General features: G+C 75.1%; 22 protein-coding genes. 15 read left to right on the top strand and 7 right to left on the bottom strand.

The genetic code is table 11. From position 1 onward, the window contains the following. Nucleotides 1-37 precede the first annotated feature (37 nt). The 3 genes from ACFYVJ_RS29320 (at nucleotide 38) to ACFYVJ_RS29310 (ending at nucleotide 2,052) form a co-directional block, all read left to right on the top strand. Nucleotides 38-1,249, top strand: coding sequence for a hypothetical protein (locus ACFYVJ_RS29320; protein ID WP_388897684.1), 1,212 nt, complete (start codon nucleotides 38-40; stop codon nucleotides 1,247-1,249). Nucleotides 1,250-1,316: 67 nt separating this feature from the next. Next, nucleotides 1,317-1,910, top strand: coding sequence for a helix-turn-helix domain-containing protein (locus ACFYVJ_RS29315; RefSeq protein ID WP_388897785.1), 594 nt, complete (start codon nucleotides 1,317-1,319; stop codon nucleotides 1,908-1,910). Nucleotides 1,911-1,926: 16 nt separating this feature from the next. Beyond that, entirely contained in the window at nucleotides 1,927-2,052 is a 126-nt protein-coding gene (locus ACFYVJ_RS29310) for a DUF6126 family protein (protein WP_388897681.1), read from the top strand. A 32-nt stretch (nucleotides 2,053-2,084) separates the two neighbouring features. Here ACFYVJ_RS29310 and ACFYVJ_RS29305 read toward each other — a convergent pair whose 3' ends face one another. After that, entirely contained in the window at nucleotides 2,085-3,329 is a 1,245-nt protein-coding gene (locus ACFYVJ_RS29305; protein WP_388897678.1) for a glycosyltransferase 87 family protein, read from the bottom strand. A 122-nt stretch (nucleotides 3,330-3,451) separates the two neighbouring features. Between ACFYVJ_RS29305 and ACFYVJ_RS29300 the strand changes: the two genes are divergently transcribed. Then, nucleotides 3,452-4,645: a glycosyltransferase family 4 protein gene (locus tag ACFYVJ_RS29300; protein WP_388897675.1), complete on the top strand. Its 1,194-nt coding sequence runs from the start codon at nucleotides 3,452-3,454 to the stop codon at nucleotides 4,643-4,645. A 120-nt stretch (nucleotides 4,646-4,765) separates the two neighbouring features. Here the strand turns inward: ACFYVJ_RS29300 and ACFYVJ_RS29295 are convergent, their stop codons facing one another. After that, complete coding sequence (locus ACFYVJ_RS29295) at nucleotides 4,766-6,586, bottom strand: AMP-dependent synthetase/ligase (RefSeq protein ID WP_388897672.1); 1,821 nt, start codon at nucleotides 6,584-6,586, stop codon at nucleotides 4,766-4,768. Nucleotides 6,587-6,730: 144 nt separating this feature from the next. Here ACFYVJ_RS29295 and ACFYVJ_RS29290 point away from each other — a divergent pair, with 144 nt between their 5' ends. The 7 genes from ACFYVJ_RS29290 (at nucleotide 6,731) to ACFYVJ_RS29260 (ending at nucleotide 13,670) form a co-directional block, all read left to right on the top strand. Continuing rightward, on the top strand, nucleotides 6,731-7,492 hold the full coding sequence (locus tag ACFYVJ_RS29290; protein ID WP_388897669.1) for a metallophosphoesterase: 762 nt from the start codon (nucleotides 6,731-6,733) through the stop codon (nucleotides 7,490-7,492). A 49-nt stretch (nucleotides 7,493-7,541) separates the two neighbouring features. Continuing rightward, complete coding sequence (locus tag ACFYVJ_RS29285) at nucleotides 7,542-8,024, top strand: SRPBCC family protein (protein WP_125934399.1); 483 nt, start codon at nucleotides 7,542-7,544, stop codon at nucleotides 8,022-8,024. 8 nt (nucleotides 8,025-8,032) lie between these two features. Beyond that, a complete protein-coding gene (locus ACFYVJ_RS29280) occupies nucleotides 8,033-9,367 on the top strand; it encodes an ArsA family ATPase (RefSeq protein WP_388897666.1) in 1,335 nt (444 codons plus the stop codon). Between the two features lie 326 nt (nucleotides 9,368-9,693). Further along, nucleotides 9,694-10,146 (top strand): DUF5304 family protein, encoded by a 453-nt coding sequence (locus ACFYVJ_RS29275; protein WP_101424987.1) that lies wholly within the window; start codon nucleotides 9,694-9,696, stop codon nucleotides 10,144-10,146. A 73-nt stretch (nucleotides 10,147-10,219) separates the two neighbouring features. After that, nucleotides 10,220-11,161 carry an ROK family glucokinase gene (locus ACFYVJ_RS29270; RefSeq protein ID WP_388897663.1) on the top strand — a complete coding sequence of 314 codons (942 nt, stop codon included), beginning with the start codon at nucleotides 10,220-10,222 and terminating at the stop codon, nucleotides 11,159-11,161. Between the two features lie 163 nt (nucleotides 11,162-11,324). Next, nucleotides 11,325-12,101 carry an endonuclease/exonuclease/phosphatase family protein gene (locus ACFYVJ_RS29265; protein ID WP_388897661.1) on the top strand — a complete coding sequence of 259 codons (777 nt, stop codon included), beginning with the start codon at nucleotides 11,325-11,327 and terminating at the stop codon, nucleotides 12,099-12,101. 237 nt (nucleotides 12,102-12,338) lie between these two features. Then, the gene (locus ACFYVJ_RS29260; protein WP_388897659.1) at nucleotides 12,339-13,670 is read left to right on the top strand and encodes a sugar phosphate isomerase/epimerase family protein; all 1,332 of its coding nucleotides are present in this window, start codon (nucleotides 12,339-12,341) and stop codon (nucleotides 13,668-13,670) included. A gap of 5 nt (nucleotides 13,671-13,675) precedes the next feature. On the opposite strand, the gene ACFYVJ_RS29255 is transcribed toward ACFYVJ_RS29260, so the two are convergent. The 4 genes from ACFYVJ_RS29255 to ACFYVJ_RS29240 form a co-directional block, all read right to left on the bottom strand. Next, a complete protein-coding gene (locus ACFYVJ_RS29255) occupies nucleotides 13,676-14,704 on the bottom strand; it encodes a CU044_5270 family protein (protein WP_388897656.1) in 1,029 nt (342 codons plus the stop codon). Next, nucleotides 14,697-15,323 carry an RNA polymerase sigma factor gene (locus tag ACFYVJ_RS29250; RefSeq protein ID WP_388897653.1) on the bottom strand — a complete coding sequence of 209 codons (627 nt, stop codon included), beginning with the start codon at nucleotides 15,321-15,323 and terminating at the stop codon, nucleotides 14,697-14,699. The genes ACFYVJ_RS29255 and ACFYVJ_RS29250 overlap by 8 nt, the downstream gene beginning before the upstream one ends. 111 nt (nucleotides 15,324-15,434) lie before the next feature. Then, complete coding sequence (locus ACFYVJ_RS29245) at nucleotides 15,435-16,151, bottom strand: hypothetical protein (protein WP_388897650.1); 717 nt, start codon at nucleotides 16,149-16,151, stop codon at nucleotides 15,435-15,437. Continuing rightward, nucleotides 16,138-16,935: an alpha/beta hydrolase gene (locus ACFYVJ_RS29240; RefSeq protein ID WP_388897647.1), complete on the bottom strand. Its 798-nt coding sequence runs from the start codon at nucleotides 16,933-16,935 to the stop codon at nucleotides 16,138-16,140. Before ACFYVJ_RS29240 ends, ACFYVJ_RS29245 begins: the two co-directional genes overlap by 14 nt. Nucleotides 16,936-17,136: 201 nt before the next feature. Here ACFYVJ_RS29240 and ACFYVJ_RS29235 point away from each other — a divergent pair, with 201 nt between their 5' ends. The 4 genes from ACFYVJ_RS29235 (at nucleotide 17,137) to ACFYVJ_RS29220 (ending at nucleotide 21,508) form a co-directional block, all read left to right on the top strand. Beyond that, nucleotides 17,137-17,925: a lysophospholipid acyltransferase family protein gene (locus ACFYVJ_RS29235; protein WP_388897644.1), complete on the top strand. Its 789-nt coding sequence runs from the start codon at nucleotides 17,137-17,139 to the stop codon at nucleotides 17,923-17,925. Between the two features lie 36 nt (nucleotides 17,926-17,961). Beyond that, entirely contained in the window at nucleotides 17,962-19,173 is a 1,212-nt protein-coding gene (gene macS / locus ACFYVJ_RS29230) for a MacS family sensor histidine kinase (protein ID WP_388897641.1), read from the top strand. 504 nt (nucleotides 19,174-19,677) lie between these two features. Beyond that, the gene (locus ACFYVJ_RS29225) at nucleotides 19,678-20,322 is read left to right on the top strand and encodes a response regulator (RefSeq protein ID WP_388897782.1); all 645 of its coding nucleotides are present in this window, start codon (nucleotides 19,678-19,680) and stop codon (nucleotides 20,320-20,322) included. Between the two features lie 157 nt (nucleotides 20,323-20,479). After that, nucleotides 20,480-21,508 carry a 6-phosphofructokinase gene (locus ACFYVJ_RS29220; RefSeq protein ID WP_101424996.1) on the top strand — a complete coding sequence of 343 codons (1,029 nt, stop codon included), beginning with the start codon at nucleotides 20,480-20,482 and terminating at the stop codon, nucleotides 21,506-21,508. A gap of 54 nt (nucleotides 21,509-21,562) precedes the next feature. Here the strand turns inward: ACFYVJ_RS29220 and ACFYVJ_RS29215 are convergent, their stop codons facing one another. Beyond that, nucleotides 21,563-23,467: an anthranilate synthase family protein gene (locus ACFYVJ_RS29215; RefSeq protein WP_388897779.1), complete on the bottom strand. Its 1,905-nt coding sequence runs from the start codon at nucleotides 23,465-23,467 to the stop codon at nucleotides 21,563-21,565. Nucleotides 23,468-23,532 lie beyond the last annotated feature (65 nt).

The raw sequence follows: 23,532 nt of genomic DNA, 5'->3' as shown, positions 1-23,532 counted from the left end.
CGCGCCCCGCCCGCCCGGGCGTCGTACGCTCGTCGGCGTGGCAGGTGTGCGGACCGTGGTGCTGATGCTCTGTGCCGGGCTGGTCGCCGTCCTGCTCGGCGGGTGCGGCGACGACGGGGAGCCGCGCGACGCCACCCGCGCCATCGCCGACCTGCTGCGGCAGCGCTCCGCTGCCGTCCGCGACGGCGACGAGGCCGCGTACCTCCGCACCGTCGACCCGCGGTCCGGCCCGTACCGGCAGCAGCAGCGCACCGCCTTCCGCAACCTCGACGCCCTCCCGCTCGCCGCCTGGACCCTGCGTCTCGACGACCCCGCGCGCCACCCCGTGCCCGCCACCGCCGCGCGCACCACCGCAGACGTCCGCCTGACCTACCGCCTCCGCGGCTACGACACCGGCGACGCGACCGCCGGCCAGCGGCTGGAGTTCGTACGCCGCGACAGCCGCTGGTACGTCGCCGGCCCCGCGCCCGGCAGCCGCCCGCAGCCGTGGGACCAGGGCCCGCTGACCGTCGTACGCGGGACGCACAGCCTCGTGCTCGGCGCCGGTCACCCCGAGGCCCGCCTGCGCGGCATCGCCGCCCTCGCCGACCGCGCCGTGCCCGACGTCTCCGCCGCGTGGGGCGGCGCGTGGGCGCGCCGCGTCGTGGTGCTGGTGCCCGCGTCGCAGGCGGCGATGGGGGAGCTGCTGGGCGCGGGCCCCACGGCCTACGCGGGCGTCGCCGCCGTCACCACCGGCCGGCACCGGGACCGCACGCCCGCCGACCGCGTCGTCGTCAATCCCGAGGCGTACGACACGCTGGGCACCCTGGGGCGCCGCATCGTCCTCACCCACGAGACCGTCCACGTCGCCACCCGCGCCGACACCTCCCCGGCCACGCCACTGTGGCTCTCCGAGGGCTTCGCGGACTGGGTCGCCTTCCGCAGCGCGGATCGCGACCCCCGCCAGGGCGCACCCGAACTCGCCCGCGCGGTGGCCGCCGGCCGGCTGCCGCGGACCCTCCCCGCCGACGCCGACTTCACCACGGGCGGCGGGGACCGGGTGGCGGAGGCGTACGGCGAAGCGTGGCTGGCGGCCCGGATGATCGCCGACGAGTGGACCCCGGACCGCCTGGTGGCGCTTTACCGCGCCGCGGGCAGGGCGCAGTCCCGCGAGAAGGCCACCGGCCCGGCACTCCGCTCGGAGCTGGGCGTGGGCCTCGGAGAGTTCACGGCACGGTGGCGGGCGTATCTGACGCGCGAGTTGGGCTGAGCGCTACCCATCCGCGATTTTGCCTGAGAGGCAAGGTGTTTGACTCTGGGGCATGGGCGGTGGCTCAATGGGCGGTATGAGCACCGACCATCCCCAGGCTCCCCACCTGCGTGAGCTGCGCCGGCGGGCCGGGCTGACGCTGGAGGCCGCGGCCGCCAGGGTCGAGCTTTCGCCGGCCCATCTCTCCCGGCTGGAGACCGGGCAGCGGCAGCCCTCGCTGCCGGTGCTGCTCACGTTGGCCCGGGTCTACGGTACGACGGTTTCCGAGCTGCTCGGCGAGGTGCCCTCGGCGCAGACCTCCGTCGTGCGGGGGGCCGAGGTGCCGGTGCGGGAGGCCGGGGGGTGGTCGTACCGGCAGGCCGGGGGGACGGACCGGGGGATGCAGGCGCTGCGGGTGTTCGTGCCGTACGACGCCGAGCACCGCGATCTCGTACGGGTCCATCCCGGCGAGGAGTGGCTGTACGTGCTCGACGGGCGGATGCGGCTCGTGCTCGGTGACCGGGAGCACCTGCTGGACCCCGGGGACAGCGCCCAGTTTGACTCCCTCACGCCGCACCGCATCGCCGCCGCCGAGCCCGGCGGGCTCGGGCTGCTCTTCGTCCACACGCTGCTGCAGAGCGCCGTCACCGGGCTGTGCCTCGGTGACGGCACCCGGCACTGACCCCAAGGAGACCGCCGTGTCCAAGCGGATTGAAGAGAGATTCCCCCGCGGCCTGGTGATCCGCCTCGTCGTCTACATCTTCGTCGGCCACCTCTTCGCCGCGTTCCTGCTGCTCCTCTTCAAGGCGGGCGGCGGCGCGTAGACCGCGAAGGGGATGCACGGCGTACGCGGAGCTCACCACGTCAGCAGGTCGTTCTCCCGCGCCGTACGCTGCCGCGGCACCGGAACCTCCCCGTCCCCCGGCCCGGCCGGCGGCCCCGCCGTCGAGCGCCACAGCCGCCGGCACGCCACCACCGTCGCCGCGACCAGCAGCCCGTTCCGCAGCGCCAGCAGCGCGATCCCGGTCCCGGTGCTCCCCACGACCTCCCCGAACCACACCGGGAACTCCGCCAGCGTCACCCCCGTCGCCGCCAGCACCAGTCCCGCCGGCAGCGCCATCCGCGCCGCCCGCAGCGTCAGGCACACCGCCGCCAGGCCGACGAGCCAGAGCAGGTACTGCGGGCTGATCACCCGGCTCGTGGTGGTGAACAGCAGCGCCCCCGCGAACGCCGCCTCGCACCCCGTCGTCGCCGTGAACTCCCGCGCCCGCAGCCGCCACAGCACCAGCCACCCCATCGCCGCCACCGAGAGCCCCAGCGCCAGATCGCTGACCAGGCCGACGCCGGGACCGAGGAACTCCATGGAGCCGTAGTGCAGTTCCACCGTTCCCTCCCAGCCGTGGTGCCTGCCGACGTGGAAGACCAGCGCGCCCAGCGACTCCACCTCCGTGCCGCGGTCGCGCTGCGCGGTGACGAAGTCGAACGCCCCCGGCATCGCCACGGCCGCCAGCAGCCCCACCACCGCCGCCGTACCCGCCGCCGCGCCCCACGACAGCCGCGTCGCCCGCCCGCGCGCCGCGCCCAGCAGCACCAGCACCGGCCACACCTTCAGCATCGCGCCGAACCCCGCCAGCGCCCCCGCCACCGCCGGCCGCCGGGCCGCGGCCAGCAGCGCCGCGACGGCGACCGCGGTGACCATCACGTCGTAGCGCGCGTACGCGGTCGGCCCCAGCAGCGGCACCCCCGCCACCCAGAACCACGCCCCCGCCCGCGACCGCCCGGCGCCGCCCCCGGCGCGCAGCAGCAGCGCCAGCACCGCCGCGTCCGCCGCGCAGGCCAGCGCGAAGAACGCATGCGCGTAGCCGAGGAACGGCAGCAGGCCGGGGGAGAGCACCGGGAGCGCCGCGCCCGGCGGGTACTGCCAGCTCACGTCGTCGACCGGGAACGTGCCGGTGCGCAGCACCTCGTACCAGCCGCGGTAGATCACCTCGACGTCGCTGGTGACGTCGGGCCCGGGCAGCGTGACCACACCCAGCACGAGCAGCAGCAGGCCCGCGCGGGTCAGCGCCCACGCCGCCACCGGCGCCGCGACCCGTGCCATGGCTCGACCTCCGCCCCGCCCCCCGTGCGCGTCCGACCGCACTGCGAATCCGACGACACTACGGCACGGCTCCGCCCCGCCGCAGGTCCCCGGCGCCGCGGGCCCCGGTACTGTCGGCCGCGATGCACAAGCCACCGCCCCGCAAGCCGCCGACCCACAGGCCGCCGCGCAAGACCCTCGTCGTCACCAACGACTTCCCGCCCCGCCCCGGCGGCATCCAGAACTTCCTGCACAGCATGTGCCTGCGGCTGGATCCCGACCAGGTCGTCGTCTACGCCTCCACCTGGAAGCGCGACGCCGAAGGCCGCGCCGCCACCCGGGACTTCGATGCCCGCCAGCCCTACGAGGTGATCCGCGACCGCACCACGATGCTGCTGCCCACCCCGCGCGTCACCCGCCGCGCGGCGGGGCTGCTGCGCGCGCACGGATGCCGCTCGGTGTGGTTCGGGGCGGCCGCGCCGCTGGGGCTGATGGCGCCGGCGCTGCGGCGCGCGGGCGCCGAGCGGATCGTGGCCACCACGCACGGGCACGAGGCGGGCTGGGCGCAGTTGCCGGTGGCGCGGCAACTGCTGCGGCGCATCGGCGAGTCGGCGGACACACTCACGTACCTCGGCGAGTACACCCGCGCCCGGATCGCCCGCGCGCTCACCCCCGAGGCCGCCGCGCGGATGGCGCGGTTGCCGCCGGGCGTGGACGAGGCGGCGTTCCACCCGGGCTCCGGCGGCGACGCCGTACGCGCCCGCCTCGGGCTCGCGGACCGGCCGGTCGTCGTCTGCGTCTCCCGGCTCGTACCCCGCAAGGGCCAGGACACCCTGATCCGCGCGCTGCCCCGGGTCCTGGCGGCGGAGCCGGAGGCGGTGCTGCTGATCGTCGGCGGCGGCCCCTACCGCGCCGACCTGGAGAAGCTCGCGGCGGCCACGGGCGTCGCCGGCTCGGTGCGCTTCACCGGCGCGGTGCCGTGGGAGGAGTTGCCTGCGCACTTCGGCGCGGGCGACGTGTTCGCCATGCCGTGCCGTACGCGCCGCGGCGGGCTCGACGTGGAGGGTCTGGGCATCGTGTACCTGGAGGCGTCCGCGACCGGGCTGCCGGTCGTCGCGGGCGACTCCGGCGGGGCCCCGGACGCGGTGCTCGACGGCGAGACCGGGTGGGTGGTGCGCGGCGGCGCGGAGCGGCAGGCGGCGCAGGCGGCGGAGCACATCGTGACGCTGCTGGGCGACGCGGACCTGCGCGCGCGGATGGGCGCGCGGGGGCGGGCGTGGGTGGCGGAGCGCTGGCGCTGGGACCTGCTGGCGGAGCGGCTGACGTCGCTGCTGTGAGGCTGCGGAGCGGCGCGTACGGTACGGGCCGGGGCCGCGGTCCCGCGCACCGGCCCCACCGGGCCCGTACGCGAAAGGCGTTCGGCACCGGCCCCCGCGGCGGCCCCTGCGCCCCGCGCCCTACCGCTCGTACAGCGCCTCGATCTCCGCCGCGAAGTCCTTCGCCACCGCGCCCCGCTTCAGCTTCAGCGAGGGCGTCAGATGCCCCGACTCCTCCGTGAACTGCCCCGGCAGGATGCGGAACTTGCGCACCGACTCCGCCCGCGACACCTGCGCGTTCCCGTCGTCCACCGCCAACTGCACCGCCGCCTGCAGCTCCGCGTCGTCCCCCAGCTCCGCCGCCGTCCGGCCCTGCTTGCCGTGCTCCTCGGCCCACCGGGCGAGGAACTCCTCGTCCAGCGTGACCAGCGCCGCGACGAACGGGCGTGCGTCGCCGACGACCATGCACTCCGCCACCAGCGCGTGCGCCCGGATCCGGTCCTCTATCACCGCCGGGGCGACGTTCTTGCCGGCCGCCGTGACGAGGATCTCCTTCTTCCGCCCGGTGATGGACAGATACCCGTCCTCGTCCAGGCTCCCGAGGTCGCCGGTGCGCAGCCACTCGCCGTCCAGCGCCGCGGCCGTCGCGTCCTCGTTGGCCCAGTACTCCTCGAAGACGTTGCCGCCGCGCACGAGCACCTCGCCGTCGTCGGCGATGCGGATGGTGCAGCCCGGCAGCGGCTGTCCCACGGTGCCGATCTTCGGGCGCTGCACCGGGTTGACGGTGATCGCGGCGGCCGTCTCGGTCAGCCCGTAGCCCTCCAGGACGGTGAAGCCGATGCCGCGGTAGAAGTGCCCGAGCCGCTCGCCGAGCGGGGCGCCGCCGGAGATCGCGTGGGTCGCGCGGCCGCCGAGGACGGCGCGCAGCTTGGCGTAGACGAGCTTGTCGAAGAGCCCGTGCCGCAGCCGCAGCCCGAAGGCGGGGCCGCCGGTGTCCAGGGCCCTGCTGTACGCGATGGCGGTGTGGGCCGCCTTGTCGAAGATCTTCCCCTTGCCGTCGGCCCCGGCCTTGGCGCGGGCGGAGTTGTAGACCTTCTCGAAGACGCGGGGGACGCCGAGCAGCAGCGTCGGCTTGAAGGCGGCGAGATCGCCGGTGAGGTTCTTCACGTCCGACACGTGCCCGAGCTTCATCGGGGCGACCATCGCGGCGATCTCCACCAGCCGGCCGAAGACGTGGGCGAGCGGCAGGAAGAGGAGGATGGAGCTGTCGCCGGAGCGGAAGAGCGGGCGCAGTTGCTCCACCGCGTTGCCGCACTCGGCGAGGAAGTGGCCGTGGGTGAGGACGCAGCCCTTGGGGCGGCCGGTGGTGCCGGAGGTGTAGACGAGGGTCGCGGGGGAGTCGGCGCCGGCCGCGGAGCGGTGCTCCTCCAGGGTGGCGTCGGACACCCCGGTCCCGGCGGCGGTCAGCTCGGCGACGGCGCCCGGGCCGTCCCCTTCGGCGCCGGAGCCGGCGTCGATCTGCCACACCTGGCGCAGCAGCGGCACCCGGCCGCGTACCGACTCGACCGCCGCGGCGTGCTCCGCGGTCTCCACCACGCACGCCACCGCGCCCGAGTCGCTGAGGATCCAGTGGATCTGCTCGGCCGAACTCGTCTCGTACACCGGGACGGTCACGCCGCCCGCGGTCCAGATCGCGAAGTCCAGCAGCGTCCACTCGTACCGCGTACGGGACATCAGCCCGATCCGGTCCCCCGGCCGCAGCCCGGCCGCGACGAGGCCCCTGGCCGCCGCCTCCACCTCCGCGAGGAAGTCGGCGGCGGACACGTCCTGCCAGTCGCCCGCGGCGGTCTTGCGGGCGACGACGGCCAGGTCGGGGGTGCGGGTGGCGTTGGTGCGGACGAGGTCCGAAAGGTTGGCGTCCGCCGGGACCTCGTACAGGGCGGGAAGGGCGAACTCTCGCAAGACGCTGCTCCTCGACGTTCCGGTGGGCCACCTGCGACCCTATCCCCACGGGGGCGCCTTGCGGCAGTGGCGCCGCTCACCGCCGTGCGGGTGGGCGCACGGGCGCCGTCCGGGCGCCGTGCGCGCCGGAAGTAGGGTGATCGCATGAGGGTCCACGTGGTCAGCGACGTGCACGGCAACAGCGCGGATCTGGCCCGCGCGGGCGACGGCGCGGACGCGCTCGTCTGCCTCGGCGACCTCATCCTCTTCATCGACTACGCCGACCACTCGCGCGGCATCTTCCCCGACCTCTTCGGCGTCGCGAACACCACGCGCAGCGTGGAGCTGCGCACCGCCCGAAGGTTCGACGAGCACCGGGAGTTCGTGCGCTCGCTGTGGGCCGGGATGGACAAGGGCGGGGAGATCGAGAAGGCGGTGCGCAAGCAGTACGCGGAGCTGTTCGCGGCCTTCCCCACGCCGACGTACGCCACCTACGGCAACGTCGACATCCCGCGGCTGTGGCCCGAGTTCGCCCGCGAGGGCACCACCGTGCTCGACGGCGAGCGGGTCGAGATCGGCGGGCTGGTCTTCGGCTTCGTCGGCGGCGGACTGCAGACGCCGATGCGCACGCCGTACGAGATCGACGACGAGACGTACGCCGCGAAGGTCGCCGCCGTCGGCGACGTCGACGTGCTCTGCTCGCACATCCCGCCGCTGGTCCCCGACCTCTGCTACGACACGGTGGCGCGCCGCTTCGAACGCGGCAGCGAGGCGCTGCTGGAGGCGGTGCACGAGGTGCGGCCGCGGTACGCGCTCTTCGGCCACGTCCACCAGCCGCTGGCGCGGCGGATGCGGATCGGGGCGACGGAGTGCGTGAACGTCGGGCACTTCGCGTCCCGTGGGAAGCCGTGGGTTCTGGAGTGGTGAACCGGGCGCGGTAACCTTCAGCGCGGACGGTTGACGGAGGAGCCAAGGCATGGCAGAGCACACCAGGTCGAGCATCACCATCGACGCCGCGCCGGACGCGGTGATGACGGTGATCGCGGACTTCGACCGCTACCCGGAGTGGACCGGCGAGGTGCGGCGGACCGAGGTGCTCGAAGCGGACGAACAGGGGCGCGCGGTGCGCGTGCTGCTGGTGCTGGACGCGAAGACGATCCGGGACGAACAGACGCTGGCGTACACCTGGGCGGGACCGCACGAGGTGCGCTGGACGCTGGAGAAGTCGCAGATGCTGCGCGCGCTGGACGGGGCGTACCTGCTGCGCCCGCTGGCGGGCGGCGAGCGCACCGAGGTGACGTACGAGCTGACCGTCGACGTCAAGATCCCGATGCTCGGGATGATGAAGCGCAAGATGGAGAAGATCATCATCGAGCGGGCGCTCGACGGGCTGAAGCAGCGCGTCGAGAGCGTGCCGGGCGCTTCCGCGGACTCCGGCTCCGGTTCCGGTACGGACTGACGGGTCCCGTGCGTACTCTCCTCGTCACCGGCGCGGCCGGCGCGGGCCGTACGACGGTCGCGGCGGCGACGGCGCTGCGGGCCGCGCGCGACGGGGCCCGGGTGCTGCTGCTGACGGCCGACCGCGAGGCGGGCGGGCTGCTGACGGGCGCGCCGGAGGCGCAGATCCCGGGGCAGCGGCAGGGCGCGGAACCCGCGGCCGTGCGGTCGGGGGAGGCGCCGCCCTGGACGGAGCCGGTCCGGGTCGAGACGGGGCTGTGGGCGGCGCGGCTGCGCGGGGCGGAGTCGGCGACGGAGTCGCTGGCGGTCTGGCAGGAGCAGTACGAGGACACCCTGGAACTGCTCGGCGCGACGCCGCTGGCGGCGGAGGAGCTGACCCCGCTGCCTGGCTCGCGCGAGTTCGCGGTGCTGCGGGCGCTGGTGGCGCTGTACGAGACCGGCGCGGCGGACGACGGCGGTACGGACGGCTCCTCTGCGGCCGCGGACGGTGGCCCTGCCGCGTCCGGATCGCGCTGGGACCTGGCCGTCGTCGACATGCCCGCCGCCTGGGAGACGCTGCGCGCGCTCGCCCTGCCGGAGCAGTTGGTGCGCTACCTGCGGCGGCTGCTGCCCGCGGAACGCCAGGCGGCGCGGGGCCTGCGGCCGCTGCTGGGACGGCTGCTCGGGGCGCCGGTGCCTGCGGGCCGGGTGTACGAGGCAGCGGCCCGCTGGGAGCACCGGCTGGAGACCGTGCGGGAGGCGGCCGAGGCCGCGGGGACGCGGGTGCGGCTGGTGCTGGAGGCGACTCCGCGCGGGGCGCGCGAGCTGCGGCGCACGCGGGCGGCGTACGCGCTGCAGGGGTGCGCGGTCGAGGCCGTGGTGGCGAACCGGGTGCTGCCGGGTGGCTCGGAGGACGCCTGGTACGCGACGCTGGCGGACGAGCAGCACCGCGTGGCCAAGGAGCTGGCCGCGGAGCTGCGGGCCGCGGGCGCCAGATTCTGCGTGCTGCCGCACCTGGGCCCGGAGCCGAAGGGCGCGGTGCCCCTGGCGGCGCTGGCCCAGGCGGTGGCGCCGCCGGGCGCACGGCCCGCGGCGATCGACCCCGGGGACCCGGCGGAGGTGGACGACCTGCTGGCCGACGAGGGCGTGCTGCTGTACCGCCTGCCGCTGCCGGGCGTCGAACGGGGCGACCTCACCCTCGTACGCCGCGGCGACGAACTCCTGGTCACGGCGGCCGGACACCGCCGCGCCCTGCCGCTGCCGGCCGCACTCCGCCGCTGCACCATCACCCGCGCCGGCCTCCACGACGCCGAACTCCACATCCGCTTCACCCCGGACCCGTCGGTCTGGCCCCAGCCCGGCTGACGAGACGGGCATCCCGGACCGGACCTCCGTGCGGGGTCCCCGCCGGGGCGGGGCGGGCCTTGGCACACCGGCCCGGCGGGCGGGCGCCCCGGCCCATGCCGGCCCGCACCGCCGCCGCCGTGCCGCCCGCCTGCCGCCTGCCGAGCCCGCTCCACCCACCCCTCTCCACCCACCCCGCCCGCTCCGCCCCACCGGATCCGTCCGCACCCGCCTGACCGATCCCGCCCCGCGCCCCACGGCAGCTCGCCCCCGCCTCCCTCCTCCCCGGGCACACAACCCGCTGCGCGGCAGTGAACGTGAAGTCGGCGGTCGGGTACCGTCGATGTATGAGTGATGCCATCGAGCGCCCTGAACCCGGTGCGGCGTCCACCGTCCCGGACCCGGACGCGTGGGCCCAGGCGTGTGCCGAGGACTTCGCCGCCGAGCAGGCCCGGCGGCGCGCGGTCTACGGGCCCGAGCCCGTCAGCGCCGCCGAGGAACTGCGCCGCTTCTTCGACTCCCTCTCCGACAAGGTCTCCGAGCTGCGCGCCCCCGGCGCGACCGGCGGCACCGCCGCCGTCGCGCAGACCGCCGCGCAGCAGTTCGCGAAGCAGTTCCTCGCCTCCGTGAAGACCGTCGTCGAGCCCGTCGTGGAGCGCAATCCGCAGATCTTCGACCACCTCGCCACCGCCGGTACGGAGATCGCCGCCGCCTACCGCGCCGCAGTTCAGCGGCAGGAAGCCGACTGGTCGCGCGACGACGAACCACCCAGCAGCCCCAAGCAGATCGACCTCGACTGACGGCCGGGCCCCGCGCCGCCTCCGGTAATGTGAGGAGGCGCAGCGGGGTTCGAACCGAATAACCGAGGGAGACATGGGACTCACCATCGGCGTCGACATCGGCGGCACCAAGATTGCGGCCGGTGTGGTCGACGAAGAGGGCTCGATCATCCGGACGAGCACGGTACCGACCCCCGAAACACCCGAAGGCGTCGTGGACGCCATCTGCGCGGCGGTCCAGGAGGTCACGTCCGTCGCTCCCGCCGAGGCCGTCGGCATCGGCGCCGCCGGGTACGTGGACGACAAGCGCGCCACCGTGCTCTTCGCCCCGAACGTCAACTGGCGCCACGAGGCGCTCAAGGACAAGGTCGAGCAGCGTATCGGCCTGCCCGTCGTGGTCGAGAACGACGCCAACGCCGCCGCCTGGGGCGAGTATCGCTTCGGTGCCGGCCAGGGCCACGACGACGTCGTCTGCATCACCCTGGGCACCGGCCTCGGCGGCGGCGTGATCATCGGCGGCCGGCTGCACCGCGGCCGCTTCGGCGTGGCGGCGGAGTTCGGCCATATCCGCGTGGTGCCCGACGGGTTGCTGTGCGGCTGCGGCAGCCAGGGCTGCTGGGAGCAGTACGCCTCCGGCCGCGCCCTCGTGCGGTACGCGCACCAGCGGGCCGCCGCCACCCCCGAGTCCGCCGAGATATTGCTCGCCCTCGGCGACGGTACGCCCGAGGGCGTCCAGGGGCGGCACGTGAGCGAAGCGGCCCGGCGGGGTGACCCGGTGGCGGTCGACTCGTTCCGGGAGCTGGCCCGTTGGGCGGGCGCGGGGCTCGCGGACCTGGCGTCGCTCTTCGACCCGTCGGCGTTCATCGTCGGCGGCGGCGTCTCGGACGAGGGCGACCTCGTCCTCGACCCGATCCGCAAGTCGTTCCGGCGCTGGCTCGTCGGCAGCCAGTGGCGTCCGCACGCGCAGGTGCTCGCCGCCCAACTCGGCGGCCGCGCCGGCCTCGTCGGCGCCGCCGACCTGGCCCGCCAGGGCTGAGGTCCGGCCGGCGCGGATGACGTGACGGCCCGCGTGCCGGACGGTGCGAGCACCCGAAGGCACGAGGGCCCACGGCTTCCGGTACGGGACGGTCCCCGGCTTCCGCGCCGCCGCGGCCCGCGGCGACCGCTCCCCACGCCCGTACCCCGGTAGTCTCACCCCCGTGCTGCTGCCCGATCTCCCCGCCTCGCGCACCGAGCCGGACGGCTCCGCCGTCGTCAGGCTGCTCAGCTACAACATCCGCTCCCTGCGCGACGACACCGCCGCCCTCGCCCGCGTGATCCGCGCCTGCGCCCCCGACATCGTCTGCATCCAGGAAGCCCCCCGCTTCTTCCGCTGGCGCAAGAAGGCCGCCCGCCTTGCCCGCGCCACCGGCCTGCTGTACGTCACCGGCGGCGCCACCAGCGCCGGGCCCATGCTCCTCGCCGGCCTGCGCGCGCACGTGGAGCGCACCGACGAGACCCTGCTGCCCCGCACCCGCGGCCTGCACCAGCGGGGTCTGGCGACGGCGGTGCTGCGGTTCGGCGATGCCCGGCTGGCCGTCGTCAGCACGCACCTGAGCCTCGCCAAGGCCGAGCGCTACGAGCAGGCCGGGCTGGTGCTCGCGCACGTGCGCGCGCTCGGCGAGCCGCACGTCGCGGTCGCCGGGGACCTCAACGAGCGCCCCAAGGGGCCGGCGTTCCGCCGGCTCGCCGCGGAACTGCAGGACGGCTGGGCCGTCAGCCCCTGGGGCGGGAAGCACACCTCCACCGCGCTCAACCCGCGCAGGCGCATCGACGCCGTGCTCGCGACCGCCGCGGTCGAGGTGCTGGCCTGCGGCGTCCCGGAGGGCCTGCCGGGCGTCTCCCCGGCCGACCTCCGCGAAGCCACCGACCACCTCCCGGTCCTGGCGGTGCTCCGCGTCCCGCCCCCGCCCGGGCCCGCGGCCACCGGGCGTTGAGGCGCGTACCGGATCCGCGTGCCGGACCGTACCGGGCCCGCGGGCCGGACCGGCCTCGGCTCCCGGCCGGCGGAACGCCGGCATCCGGGGCTGTGACACTCCTTGACCGCCGTCGCGCGTCGCCCTACTGTGCGTCCCGCAGCGCTTGGTAAGCGCTTGCCACACGCTTGCGCGAAGCCGTTGCCGCCCCCCGCAACCCCGGCGTCACGTGTGATGGGGCCCACAGGAGCGTGCACCATGCCCAGCCATCCCGACCGAAGGCACCTGCTCAGACTCACCGTAGGCACCGCGGTGGCGGGCGCCGCGCTCGCCGGGTCCGCCCGCGCCGCGGCCGCCCCGGCACCGGCGGCCGCCGCCCCCGGGCACCCGCGGGCCCGCTACAGCACCGCCGACTACCCGGTCAGCATGAACCTCTTCTGCTTCAACCAGAACATCCAGTCCTGGATCAAGAACCGCGCCAACGGCGCGCCCAAGCTCAGCACGATGGCGGCCGTCGACTGGGCCGCGGAAGCCGGGTTCGACGCGGTGGACATCACGGCGTACTACATCCCGGGGTACGAGACCCACACCATGCCCTCCCGCCCCGCCGAGGAGATCACCGCCTTCGCGACCGGGCTGCGCGAGCGGTGCGAGCGGCTGGGCCTGCCCGTCACCGGCACCGGCGTCTTCAACGACTTCGCCGACCCCTCGCGCCGTGAACTCGACGTCGAGCGCACCCGGTTCTGGATCGACGTCGCCCGGGCGATGGGGGCGCCCGCCATCCGCGTGTTCTCCGGCGTCGTGCCCGCGGACCTCGACGCCGCCGGCGGCTGGGAGGCGGTCACCCGCGCCCGGATCGTGCCGGCGCTCCGCGAGATCGCGGAGTACGCGGCCCCCAGGGGCGTCCGGATCCTGCTGCAGAACCACGGCGACATGACCGCCACCGCCGAGCAGACCATCCGGACCATCGAGTGGACCGGGCACGAGAACGTCTCCCTCATCAACGACACCGGATACTTCAGGCCGTTCCGCGCGCCGACCGGCGACGGCTACGACTGGTACCGCGACATCGCCGCATGCCTGCCGTACTCGGCCAGCATCCAGGTCAAGCGGCTGCCCGCAGGGGCGGACTCCGCGGGACCGCCGATGGACTACGAGCGCCTGTTCACCGCGCTGCGGCTCAGCGGCTGGGAGCACGCGGTGCCGGTCGAGCGGCTCTGGGCCAAGGACGCGCCGGACAACCCGGGCAAGCAGCCCACGCCGCCGTTCGACCAGGTGGCCGCGCTCCTCGCCGACGTGCGCGCCGGCCTGGCGGCGACGAGGCAGTCGCCCTTCCGCGTACTGCGCGAGCGCCTGCGCGACCTGCACCGCGAGCGGGCGGTGGGCCTGCGCTCGTGGCTGCGGCTCTCCGGGCTGCTCAAGGCCGCCGAGCTGGACTACCGGCGGGGCTCCCCGGCGGGCGCACGGCAGGCACTCGACCAGGCCCTGGCCCTGCTGGCCGCGGCGCCCGACGTGGCCCCGGCCGCGCGGGAGTCGCTGCTGCGCGAGGTGGGGGCGCTGCGGACCGTCTGGGGCGACGTGTACGGCTGAGCCGGCTACGGACGCTTCCTGACCTCTTGCACCACGGTGTAGCTGTCGAGGGACGTCGTCTCCGTGAAGCTCCAGTTGTCGCGCGAGCCCCTGCGCCGCTTGCGCACCCCCAGGTACTCGTTCGTGTCCACGTCGAAGAGCAGGAACCTGCCCGTGCCCGGCTCGTCCTCCAGCCCGAGCCCGAGTGCGGCCCTGCCCCGGGCGCCCTTCACACCGGCCAGCACGTCATGCCCGGGGAATCCGGCGAACGTCTCCAGCGCCGCCGGCAGCAGCCCGTCGGGCAGCACGGGGACCGAGGCGAGCAGGTCGATGAGGAAGGAGGCCGCGGACTTCCAGTCGCGCGCGCCGAACTCGCCGGGCTTCTTCCCGGGGCCGAAGGAGCTGACGTGCGTCAGCATCGCGTCCGGCTCCCGGGGGATGCGCGCGAGAGTGCGCCAGTCCGCCGGCGGCCACGATTCCGGGTGCGTCTGCCACCACCCGTCGTCCTCGTGGTTCGCGTCCCGCCAGCTCCGCCGCGAGGGGTCCGCCGCCAGCCAGGACTCCTGCCAGTACGACGAGCTCCCACCGGGGGGGCCGTCGTCCGTGGTCGCCAGGGCGAACACCCTGCTGTACACGTACTGTCCGGGGCGGGGCTCGATCGGCGGGCGCAGGCTCTCGCGTGCCCGCGCATACTGCGCCGCCGCGCGCAGCACCTCGGCGGGAGGCGGACCGGCAGGGCCGGCCGCGTTGCCGTCTCCGCGGCGCTCCAGCAGCGCGAGCGGCGCACCGACGGCCGCCGCCGTGGCGCCGGCCGCGACGAGGGTCTGCAGGACGGTGCGGCGGGACATCCCGCCCCAGCTCGGCTCCCGGAGCGGGGCCACCGGCGGCCGCGCCTCCGGTCGCCGGGGTACGGGGCCGGGCGCACACACCGGCTCCGCCCGCGCGGTCTCGTCGCGGGCGGCTTCCAGCAGCCGGTCCCGGGCCGCCTGCCGGGCGGGCTCGCGGGGTGGGTGTGTGTCCGCGTTCCAGTCCCGCAGCAGTTTCAGCTCATCCATGTCCGCGCTCCTTCCGCCCCTCGTCCGCACGGCCGGTCCCGGTGCCGCCGCCGGCACCCAATTCCTTGCGTAACCGGCGGCGGGCCCGGTGCAGCCGGGAGCGCACCGTGCCCACCGGCACGCCGAGCGCCTGGGCCGCCTCCTCGTACGTGAGGTCCGCCCACGCCACCAGCAGCAGGACGTCGCGCAGCGCGGTCGACAACCCGGCCAGCGCGGTGGCCAGTTCGCGGCGCACGCCGTCGGCCGTCGCGCGGGCGGCGACGCGGTCCGCGAGCGGCTCGTCGGTCTCGGCCGGGGCCGGCAGCCGGGAGAGCGCGCGGAAGCGGCGGGCCTCCGCGCGCCGGTGCCGGCTCACCAGGTGGGTCGCGATGCCGAACAGCCACGGGCGTACCTCGCCGCGCTCCGGGTCGAACCGGTCGCGCAGCCGGAAGGCGGTCGTGAAGGTCTCCGCCATGATGTCGTCGGCCGCCTCGTCGCCGAGCCGCCGGGCCGCGTAGCGGTGGACGTCGGTGGCGTACCGGTCGAAGACCGCGGCGAACGCCTCCGGCTCCGTACGGGACCTGGCGACGATCGACGCGTCGCTCTCCGGCCCCGTGTACACGCCCGTCATGCCCCCCATCGAGCGCCTCCGGAAGGTGGTGGACTCCGCCCGCAACGGGGCCTTGCACCACTACTTCGCCCGGGCGGCCGAACGGGTTCCGTCACGGGGACGGGGCGTCCCCGGGTCCGGCTAGACCACCGCGCCGCCGCCCGGCGGCTCGTCGTCATCGTCGCCGCCGGGGCGCATCCGCGCGACGAGCGTGGCGAAGCCGCCGAGGAAGCCGCCGATGCCGAGCACCGAGGCCCACCAGGTCATCGGCTGCTGGAAGATGAGCATCCCGAGCAGGAGCAGCGGGCCGCCGAGGACCGCGAGCCAGGCGAACTTGGTCGTCGTGTCGGCCCTCGGCAGCGGCGGCGGCTCGGGCGGGACGAAGTGGCCCTCGTCGGTCTCGTCGAGGTCGTCGTCCGACGCCTGGGCGGCCTCCCAGTCGCGCGGTCCCGTACCGGCGGAGAAGACGATGAAGCTCGCGCCGTCAGCACCCCCGGGACCGCCGCCCTTCGTGCCGGTGCCCGTCGCGCCGTCGCTCTTCGGGTCGCCGCCGTCGGGGCCGCCGGCCTCGTCCGGGTCCGCCGGGCCCTCCGCGGTGGCGACACCGCCGCCGCCCGCGTCCGCGGTGCCGGACTCCGCGCCGCCCGCCGGGCCCTCGCCCTCGGCCGCCGCGCGCGCCGCCCGCTCGTGCGGCGGCTCCACGGAGTCCTCGTCGAACGCCGCGACGATCTCCGCCCACGCGGCCTCCTCGTCCAGCGGCGCGCCGCTGGACCCCGTCGGCTCCGCGCCCGCCGGCTCCGTCTCCGCGGGCCCGTCGCCCTGCTGCGGGTCCTCCCGGTCCGGGTTACGCTCCGCCACGAGCCCGGGCCTCCTTCCGCTGCTCGCTGCCGCCGGCCGGCGGGGTGAGCCGGTCGATGAAGTCGTCCGTGGCCGTGAAGATCCGTTCCGCGTCGTGGTCGAGCGTGGCGACGTGGTAGCTGTCCTCCAGCACGGTCTCCGTGACGTCCCGGGACGAGACGCGGCCGAGGATCCGGGCCGAGTCCACCGGCGAGACGACGTGGTCGACCCGGCTGTGCAGCACCAGCAGCGGCTGTGTCACCTGGGGCAGCTCGGCGTCGACGCGGGTGAGGAACTGCCGCAGCGAGTGCGCGGCGTGCAGGGGCACGCGGTCGTAGCCGGTCTCGGCCGCGCCCTCCTTGGCGATGTCGTCGATGACGCCCGGCGAGCTCCGTACCAGGAAGCGGGCCGCGGGCAGGGCCCTCGGCAGCACCCCGTGCAGCTTGTTCAGCGGGTTGACCGCGACCACTCCGGCGACCGCGTCCCCGTGCAGGGCGGCCAGCCGCAGCATCAGCGTGCCGCCCATGGACAGTCCGCACAGGAAGACCCCCGCGCACTGGTCGGACAGCTCGCGCAGCTCCCGGTCCACCGTCGCGTACCAGTCCTGCCAGCGGGTCACCTGGAGGTCCTGCCAGCGCGTGCCGTGCCCGGGCAGCAGGGGCATGGAGACCGTCAGGCCGCGGGCGGCGAGATGCTCGGCCCATGGCCGTACGGACTGGGGGGAGCCGGTGAAGCCGTGGCAGACCAGCACCCCGGTCTCGCCACCCGGCTGGCGGAACGGCTCGGCTCCGGGAAGGACCGGCATGGCGGGACTCCGATCGTGTCAGGCGGGCGGCGGATACGTGCCTGGCGCTGCCCTTGAGCGTACTGCCCCGTAAGGACGGACGGCCCCCCGCGGACTCCCGGCGGGCACCCCGCGCCGCCCGCGGACGGGGGACGCGCCCCCGGATACCGCTCTCCTACCAGGAGCGCTATGGTCACACGAGCAGATCGCAGGAGGCCCCGGTTGTTCTACAGCGCGATGAAGATGTCTCTCGGCAACAGTCTGAGGCTCGTCTTCCGTCCCTGGGTGGAAGGCATGGAGAACGTGCCCGAGACCGGTGCCGCGATCCTCGCGAGCAACCATCTGTCCTTCTCCGACTCGTTCTTCCTGCCCTCGATGCTGCACCGGAAGGTCACCTTCATCGCGAAGGCGGAGTACTTCACCACCCCGGGCGTGAAGGGCCGGCTGACGGCGGCGTTCTTCAAGGGCGTCGGGCAGTTGCCCGTCGACCGCTCCGGCAGCCGCGGCGCCGGCGAGGCGGCGATCAAGAGCGGCCTGGAGGTCCTGGAGCGCGGCGAGCTGTTCGGCATCTACCCCGAGGGCACGCGCTCGCCCGACGGCCGCCTCTACCGCGGCAAGCCCGGCGGGCTCGGCCGGCTGGCGCTGCTCAGCGGGGCGCCGGTGCTGCCGGTGGCGATGATCGACACGGAGAAGATCCAGCCGCCGGGGCAGGTGGTGCCGAAGGTCATGCGGCCGGGCATCCGGATCGGCAAGCCGCTGGACTTCACGCGCTACCAGGGCATGGAGCACGACAGGTTCATCCTGCGTTCGGTGACCGACGAGGTCATGTACGAGATCATGAAGCTCTCCGGCCAGGAGTACGTGGACGAGTACGCGACGGCGGCCAAGCGGCGGATGGCGGACGAGGCCAAGCGGCGCAAGGCGGAGGAGAAGGCGGCCGAGAAGGCCGAGAAGTCCGACGGCGGCTCCGACGACGGCTCCGGTGCCGGCGGGCGGCGGGACGCCGCCTAGCGCGGCGGTCCGCGTGCGGGAGGGGGAGTCGGGGCGATGGCCGGGCAGGGCAAGCGGCGGATGTCGGTGGAGCAGCCGCTGTGGCAGGCGCTGACGTACTTCCGGGTGCTGACGCTCGCGTACGCGGTGGCGCAGTTCGTACCCCGCCACGACGACGTCGCGCGGCCGGCGCTGGGCTGGGCGTACTTCGCGGTCCTCACGCTGTGGACGCTCGTCACCTTCCGCCGGGTCTCGTCGGCGGAGCGCTGCACGTACCCCTTCCTCGCGGCGGACATCACGCTCACGCTGACCGGCATCCTGCTGACGATCCCGGTGGAGACGCAGGCGCGCATCGACGACGGCGCGAGCACGCTGCCGTCGATCTGGGCGGCGGGCTCGGTGCTGGGCTTCGCGGTCAAGGGCGGCTGGCGCTGGGGCGCGGCGTCGTCGGCGGCGGTGGGGCTGTCGAACATCGTGCAGCGCGGCGAGGTCGTGCAGGACAACTTCCACAACATCGTGCTGCTGATGGTCGCGTCGACGGCGATCGGCTACATCGTGGAGGTCGCGCGGATCAGTGAGCGGACGCTGGCCCGGGCGCTGCAGATCGAGGCGGCGACGCGGGAGCGGGAGCGGCTGGCGCGCGACATCCACGACAGCGTGCTGCAGGTGCTGGCGCTGGTACAGCGCCGCGGGGCGGCGATCGGCGGCGAGGCGAAGGATCTGGGCCGGCTGGCGGGGGAGCAGGAGGCGGCGCTGCGGACGCTGGTGATGGGCGCGACGCTGCCGGGGCAGCGGACGGCGCCGCCGGCGGAACGCGCCGCGGGTCCGGCGGGCGGGGGCCCGGTGGGCGAAGAGGCGGAGGAGCTGTCCCTCAGGCTGCTGCTGCTGTCGCTCGCCGGCCCGAACGTCTCGGTCGCGGAGCCGGGTACGCCGGTGGCGCTGCCGGCGCACGCGGCCCGGGAGCTGGCGGCGGCGGTGGCGGCGGCGCTGGACAACGTACGGGCGCACGTGGACGCGGAGGCGCGGGCGTGGGTGCTGCTGGAGGAGGAGCCGGACGGCACGGTGGTGGTGACCGTACGGGACGAGGGCCCCGGCATCCCGCGGGGCCGCCTGGCGGCGGCGGAGGCGGAGGGCCGCCTGGGGGTGGCCCAGTCCATCCGCGGCCGCCTGCGGGACCTGGGCGGCACGGCGGAATGGGTCTCGACCCCGGGCCAGGGCACAGAAGTAGAACTCCGCCTCCCCCCGCAAACCGCCCCCCTCCCCGGATGACCCCCGCGGCCGAAGGCGGCGAGACCCGACGGTTCCCACTTTCGGGTACGCCCCCGGCCGCCGCCTCCCGGAAAGGACGGCGCCCGCACCGACCCCGCCGCGCCGCCGCCGATGGGGCGCGAGGCGGGTACGCCACCGTGGGTTCCCGTGCAGTGTCGGTCCGCAGGCGGCGCCATCCGTGCCCGTCGGGCGGTGGCGTCCCGCCCGCCCCACCCGCGCGCTTTCACCCGCCCCGGCTCCGCCTGCGCCGGCGCTCGAACCGGTCCCGCCGACACTCCGCCGCGCCTGGTCCGCACGCCCCCGCGGGAGGCGCTGCGTGTCCATTCCCGCGCCCGCCCGCACGCCTTCACCCGCTCCGCCGCGCCGTCGTCCGCACGTCCCCGCGGGAGGCGCTACGTGCCGAGGCGGGATACATGCGCCACCATGGTTCCCGGACGGTGACCGTCCGGTAGGGGCAGGGAGGGAGTCGAGGTGGGCGGAGAAGGCAGCGGTGGGGTCCGGGTGATGGTCGTCGACGACCACCCCATGTGGCGTGATGCCGTGGCCCGGGATCTGGCGGCCGCCGGGTTCGACGTGGTGGCCACCGCCGGCGACGGGCCGCAGGCCGTGCGGCGGGCGCGGGCCGCCGTGCCGGACGTGCTCGTGCTCGACCTCAACCTGCCCGGGCTGCCCGGCGTGCAGGTCTGCAAGGAGGTCGTCGGCGCCCAGCCCGGCGTGCGGGTGCTCGTGCTCTCCGCCAGCGGCGAGCACGCCGACGTCCTCGAAGCCGTCAAGTCCGGCGCCACCGGCTACCTCGTGAAGTCCGCCAGCACCGAGGAGTTGACCGACGCCGTCCACCGGACCGCCCAGGGCGACCCGGTGTTCACCCCCGGCCTCGCCGGCCTCGTGCTCGGCGAGTACCGCCGGCTCGCCGGCGAGCCCGTCGCCGAGAACGCCGACGAGCCCGAGGTGCCCAAGCTGACCGACCGCGAGACCGAGGTGCTGCGCCTCGTCGCCAAGGGGCTCTCGTACAAGCAGATCGCCGAACGCCTCGTCATCTCCCACCGCACGGTCCAGAACCACGTGCAGAACACCCTCGGCAAGCTCCAGCTCCACAACCGCGTCGAGCTCGTCCGCTACGCCATCGAGCGCGGCCTCGACGACGACTGAGCCCGCCTCCCTCATACCTCCCGGTCCCCCCTCCGGGTGAAGTCCGCCGCCTAATTGACAGGTTGGTGCGTGAATCCCGCTCGCTCCGTGTCGTGTGAGGTGGATCACCGTTAGCGTTGCTGCAGCGGGGTCACGACCGTCAGAAGGGAAACCTGTGATGCGGGTAGGAGTACTGACCGGTGGCGGTGACTGCCCCGGGCTCAACGCGGTCATCCGGGCCGTCGTCCGCAAGGGCGTCCAGGAGTACGGGTACGAGTTCACCGGCTTCCGGGACGGCTGGCGCGGACCGCTGGAGGCCGACACCGTCACCCTGGACATCCCCGCCGTCCGCGGCATCCTGCCGCGCGGCGGAACGATTCTCGGGTCGTCGCGCACCAACCCCCTCAAGGTCGAGGGGGGCATCAAGCGCATCAAGGAGAACATGGCGAAGCTGGAGGTGGACTCCCTCATCGCCATCGGCGGCGAGGACACCCTCGGCGTCGCCCAGCGGCTCGCGGACGAGTACGGCATCAAGGTCATCGGCGTCCCGAAGACCATCGACAACGACCTCTCCGCCACCGACTACACCTTCGGCTTCGACACCGCGGTCAACATCGCGACCGAGGCCATCGACCGGCTGCACACCACGGCCGAGTCCCACATGCGCGTCCTCGTCGTCGAGGTGATGGGACGGCACGCCGGCTGGATCGCCCTGCACTCCGGGCTCGCCGGCGGCGCGAACGTGATCCTCATCCCCGAGCAGCGCTTCGACGTCGAGAAGGTCTGCGGCTGGGTGACCTCCCGCTTCAAGGCCAGCTACGCGCCCATCGTGTGCGTGGCGGAGGGCGCGATGCCCAAGGACGGCGACATGGTGCTCAAGGACGAGTCCCTGGACGCCTTCGGCCACGTCCGGCTGTCGGGCGTCGGCGAATGGCTGGCCAAGGAGATCGAGCGGCGCACGGGCAAGGAGGCCCGCACGACGGTCCTGGGGCACGTGCAGCGCGGCGGCACGCCCAGCGCGTACGACCGCTGGCTGGCCAGCCGCTTCGGGCTGCACGCGATCGAGGCCGTGCACGACGAGGACTGGGGCAAGATGGTCGCCCTCCAGGGCACGGACGTGGTGCGGGTGCCGCTCGCCGCCGCCACGGCGCGGATCAAGACCGTGGACCCGAAGCTGTACGAGGAGGTCGGCGTCTTCTTCGGCTGAGCCAAGGTGCGGGCCGGCGGCGGCCCGCTCCGCGCCCGCCGCCGGCCCGCACCCTCAGCCCCGTACCAGGACCGCCGCCAGCAACTGCCGCAGCAGCCGGTCGCCGTCCAGCGTCAGCACCGACTCCGGATGGAACTGCACCCCGGCGAAGCCGGGCCCGCGCAGCGCGTGCACGTCGCCGCTGCGCGGGTCGCGGCTCAGCTCGACGCCGCGCGCCGCCGCCAGCGCGGCCGCGGCGGCGTCGTCGCAGCGCGCGGTGTACGTGCTGTAGAAGCCGACCGTCTCCGGCCGGCCGAAGAAGTCGATCTCCTCCTGCGCCCCCTGGTACGGCACGTCCTTGCGGACCAGGGGCAACCCCAGCTCGGCGGCGAGGAGTTCGTGGCCCAGGCAGACGCCGAGCAGGCCGTGCCCGTGGCCTGCCAGCAGCTCGCCGGCCAGCCCGCGCAGGAAGCGCATCTTCGGGTCCGCGGTGTCCGCCGGGTCGCCGGGGCCGGGACCGAGCACGACCGGGCCCTCGTGCGCCAGCGCCGCGTCCCGTACGCCGGGCGCGTCGAAGCGGCGTACGTCCACCTCCGCGCCCGACGCGCGCAGGACGTGGGCGAGCATCGCGGTGAACGTGTCCTCGCCGTCGACCACCAGCACCCGCCCGGGCACCGGTCCCGCCGCTGCGCCCGCGTCCCCCACCTGCTGCATGCGCAGCCAGAACGGCGACAGGTGCGTCCTGCGGGCCGCCAGCGCCGCCTGCACCTCCGGGTCCGCCGCGAAGCGCGGCCCGGACCCGCCCGCGGGCCGCGGGGGCGCGGGCCGTACGCCGAGCGCGGCGAGCACCCCGGCGGCCTTGGCGTGGGTCTCGGCGACCTCGTCGGCCGGCCGCGAGCCGCGGACCAGCGTGGCGCCGACGGGCACCCGCAGCAGGCCGTCCGCGGCGATGTCGGCGGTGCGGATGAGGATGGGGGAGTCCAGGGTCTGCGCGCCGCCGGCGTCGCGGCCGAGGAGGGCGAGGGCGCCGGCGTAGTAGCCGCGGCCGCCCGCCTCGTAGCGCTCGATGACGCGGCAGGCGTTCTGCACGGGCGAGCCGGTCACCGTCGCGGCGAACATCGTCTCGCGGAGCACGTCGCGCGCGTCGAGGGCGGTGCGCCCGCGCAGCTCGTACTCGGTGTGCGCCAGGTGCGCCATCTCCTTCAGCCGCGGCCCGACGACCACGCCGCCCTCCCGGGCGACCGTGCACATCATCTTCAGCTCCTCGTCGACGACCATGGAGAGCTCCTCGATCTCCTTGGCGTCGTGCAGGAACGCGAGCAGTCCGCTTCTGCCGGGGCCGCCGGGCGGGTAGCGGTACGTGCCGCTGATGGGGTTCATCACGACGGTGCCGCCGGTCATCCGCACGTGCACCTCGGGGCTGGCGCCGACGAGGGTGCGCACGCCGGGGCGGTGCACGACGAAGGTCCAGTACGCGCCCTGCTCGCCGGCCAGCAGCCGGCGGAAGAGGGCGAGGGCGTCGGCGGCGCGGAAGCCGTCGACGCGGCCCTCGTAGGTGCGGCGGATGACGAAGTTGGCCCCCTCGCCGGTGCCGATCTCGTCGGCGAGCACGCGGCCGACGATGCCCGCGTACTCCTCGTCCGGCACGTCGAAGCCGCCGCCGTCGACGCGGACGCCGTGCTCGGGCAGGGCGCCGAGCAGGGCGGCGGCGGGCAGCTCGTGGACCTCGTCGGGGACGAGCACGGCCAGCGGCGTGCCGTCGTCGCGGACGTCGAAGCCGCGCTCGCGGATCTGCCGGTACGGCACGAGCGCGAGCGCACCGACGGCACCGGGCGCCGGGCTGTCGGGGATGTCCGCGAGCCGGTCCACTTCGTGGACGGCACCGAGGAGGACCTCGACGGGCGCGCCGGGGCGGCCCGGGGTGCGGCGGCGGAGGACGGCGAACGGCGGCGCGCCGTCGGCCAGCAGCCGGCGGACCAGGGCGGCGGCGGCCGCAGCGGCGTCGGGAGCCGGGTCCTGAACCCGCTCGTCGGGAGCCGGGTCCT

This window comes from Streptomyces sp. NPDC004134, assembly GCF_042874195.1.
Classification (GTDB): domain Bacteria; phylum Actinomycetota; class Actinomycetes; order Streptomycetales; family Streptomycetaceae; genus Streptomyces.
This window is presented reverse-complemented; position numbering and strand designations above follow the sequence as displayed.

Bases quoted from the DNA above. Each gene is read 5' to 3' on its own strand.
- ACFYVJ_RS29285 (WP_125934399.1), top strand. From the start codon at position 7,542: ATGGCAGAGCACACCAGGTCGAGCATCACCATCGACGCCGCGCCGGAC.
- ACFYVJ_RS29290 (WP_388897669.1), top strand. From the start codon at position 6,731: ATGAGGGTCCACGTGGTCAGCGACGTGCACGGCAACAGCGCGGATCTG.
- ACFYVJ_RS29270 (WP_388897663.1), top strand. From the start codon at position 10,220: ATGGGACTCACCATCGGCGTCGACATCGGCGGCACCAAGATTGCGGCC.
- ACFYVJ_RS29305 (WP_388897678.1), bottom strand. From the start codon at position 3,329: ATGGCACGGGTCGCGGCGCCGGTGGCGGCGTGGGCGCTGACCCGCGCG.
- ACFYVJ_RS29275 (WP_101424987.1), top strand. From the start codon at position 9,694: ATGAGTGATGCCATCGAGCGCCCTGAACCCGGTGCGGCGTCCACCGTC.
- ACFYVJ_RS29255 (WP_388897656.1), bottom strand. From the start codon at position 14,704: ATGGATGAGCTGAAACTGCTGCGGGACTGGAACGCGGACACACACCCA.
- ACFYVJ_RS29260 (WP_388897659.1), top strand. From the start codon at position 12,339: ATGCCCAGCCATCCCGACCGAAGGCACCTGCTCAGACTCACCGTAGGC.
- ACFYVJ_RS29250 (WP_388897653.1), bottom strand. From the start codon at position 15,323: ATGGGGGGCATGACGGGCGTGTACACGGGGCCGGAGAGCGACGCGTCG.
- ACFYVJ_RS29240 (WP_388897647.1), bottom strand. From the start codon at position 16,935: ATGCCGGTCCTTCCCGGAGCCGAGCCGTTCCGCCAGCCGGGTGGCGAG.
- ACFYVJ_RS29315 (WP_388897785.1), top strand. From the start codon at position 1,317: ATGGGCGGTATGAGCACCGACCATCCCCAGGCTCCCCACCTGCGTGAG.
- ACFYVJ_RS29300 (WP_388897675.1), top strand. From the start codon at position 3,452: ATGCACAAGCCACCGCCCCGCAAGCCGCCGACCCACAGGCCGCCGCGC.
- ACFYVJ_RS29220 (WP_101424996.1), top strand. From the start codon at position 20,480: ATGCGGGTAGGAGTACTGACCGGTGGCGGTGACTGCCCCGGGCTCAAC.
- ACFYVJ_RS29225 (WP_388897782.1), top strand. From the start codon at position 19,678: ATGGTCGTCGACGACCACCCCATGTGGCGTGATGCCGTGGCCCGGGAT.
- macS (WP_388897641.1), top strand. From the start codon at position 17,962: ATGGCCGGGCAGGGCAAGCGGCGGATGTCGGTGGAGCAGCCGCTGTGG.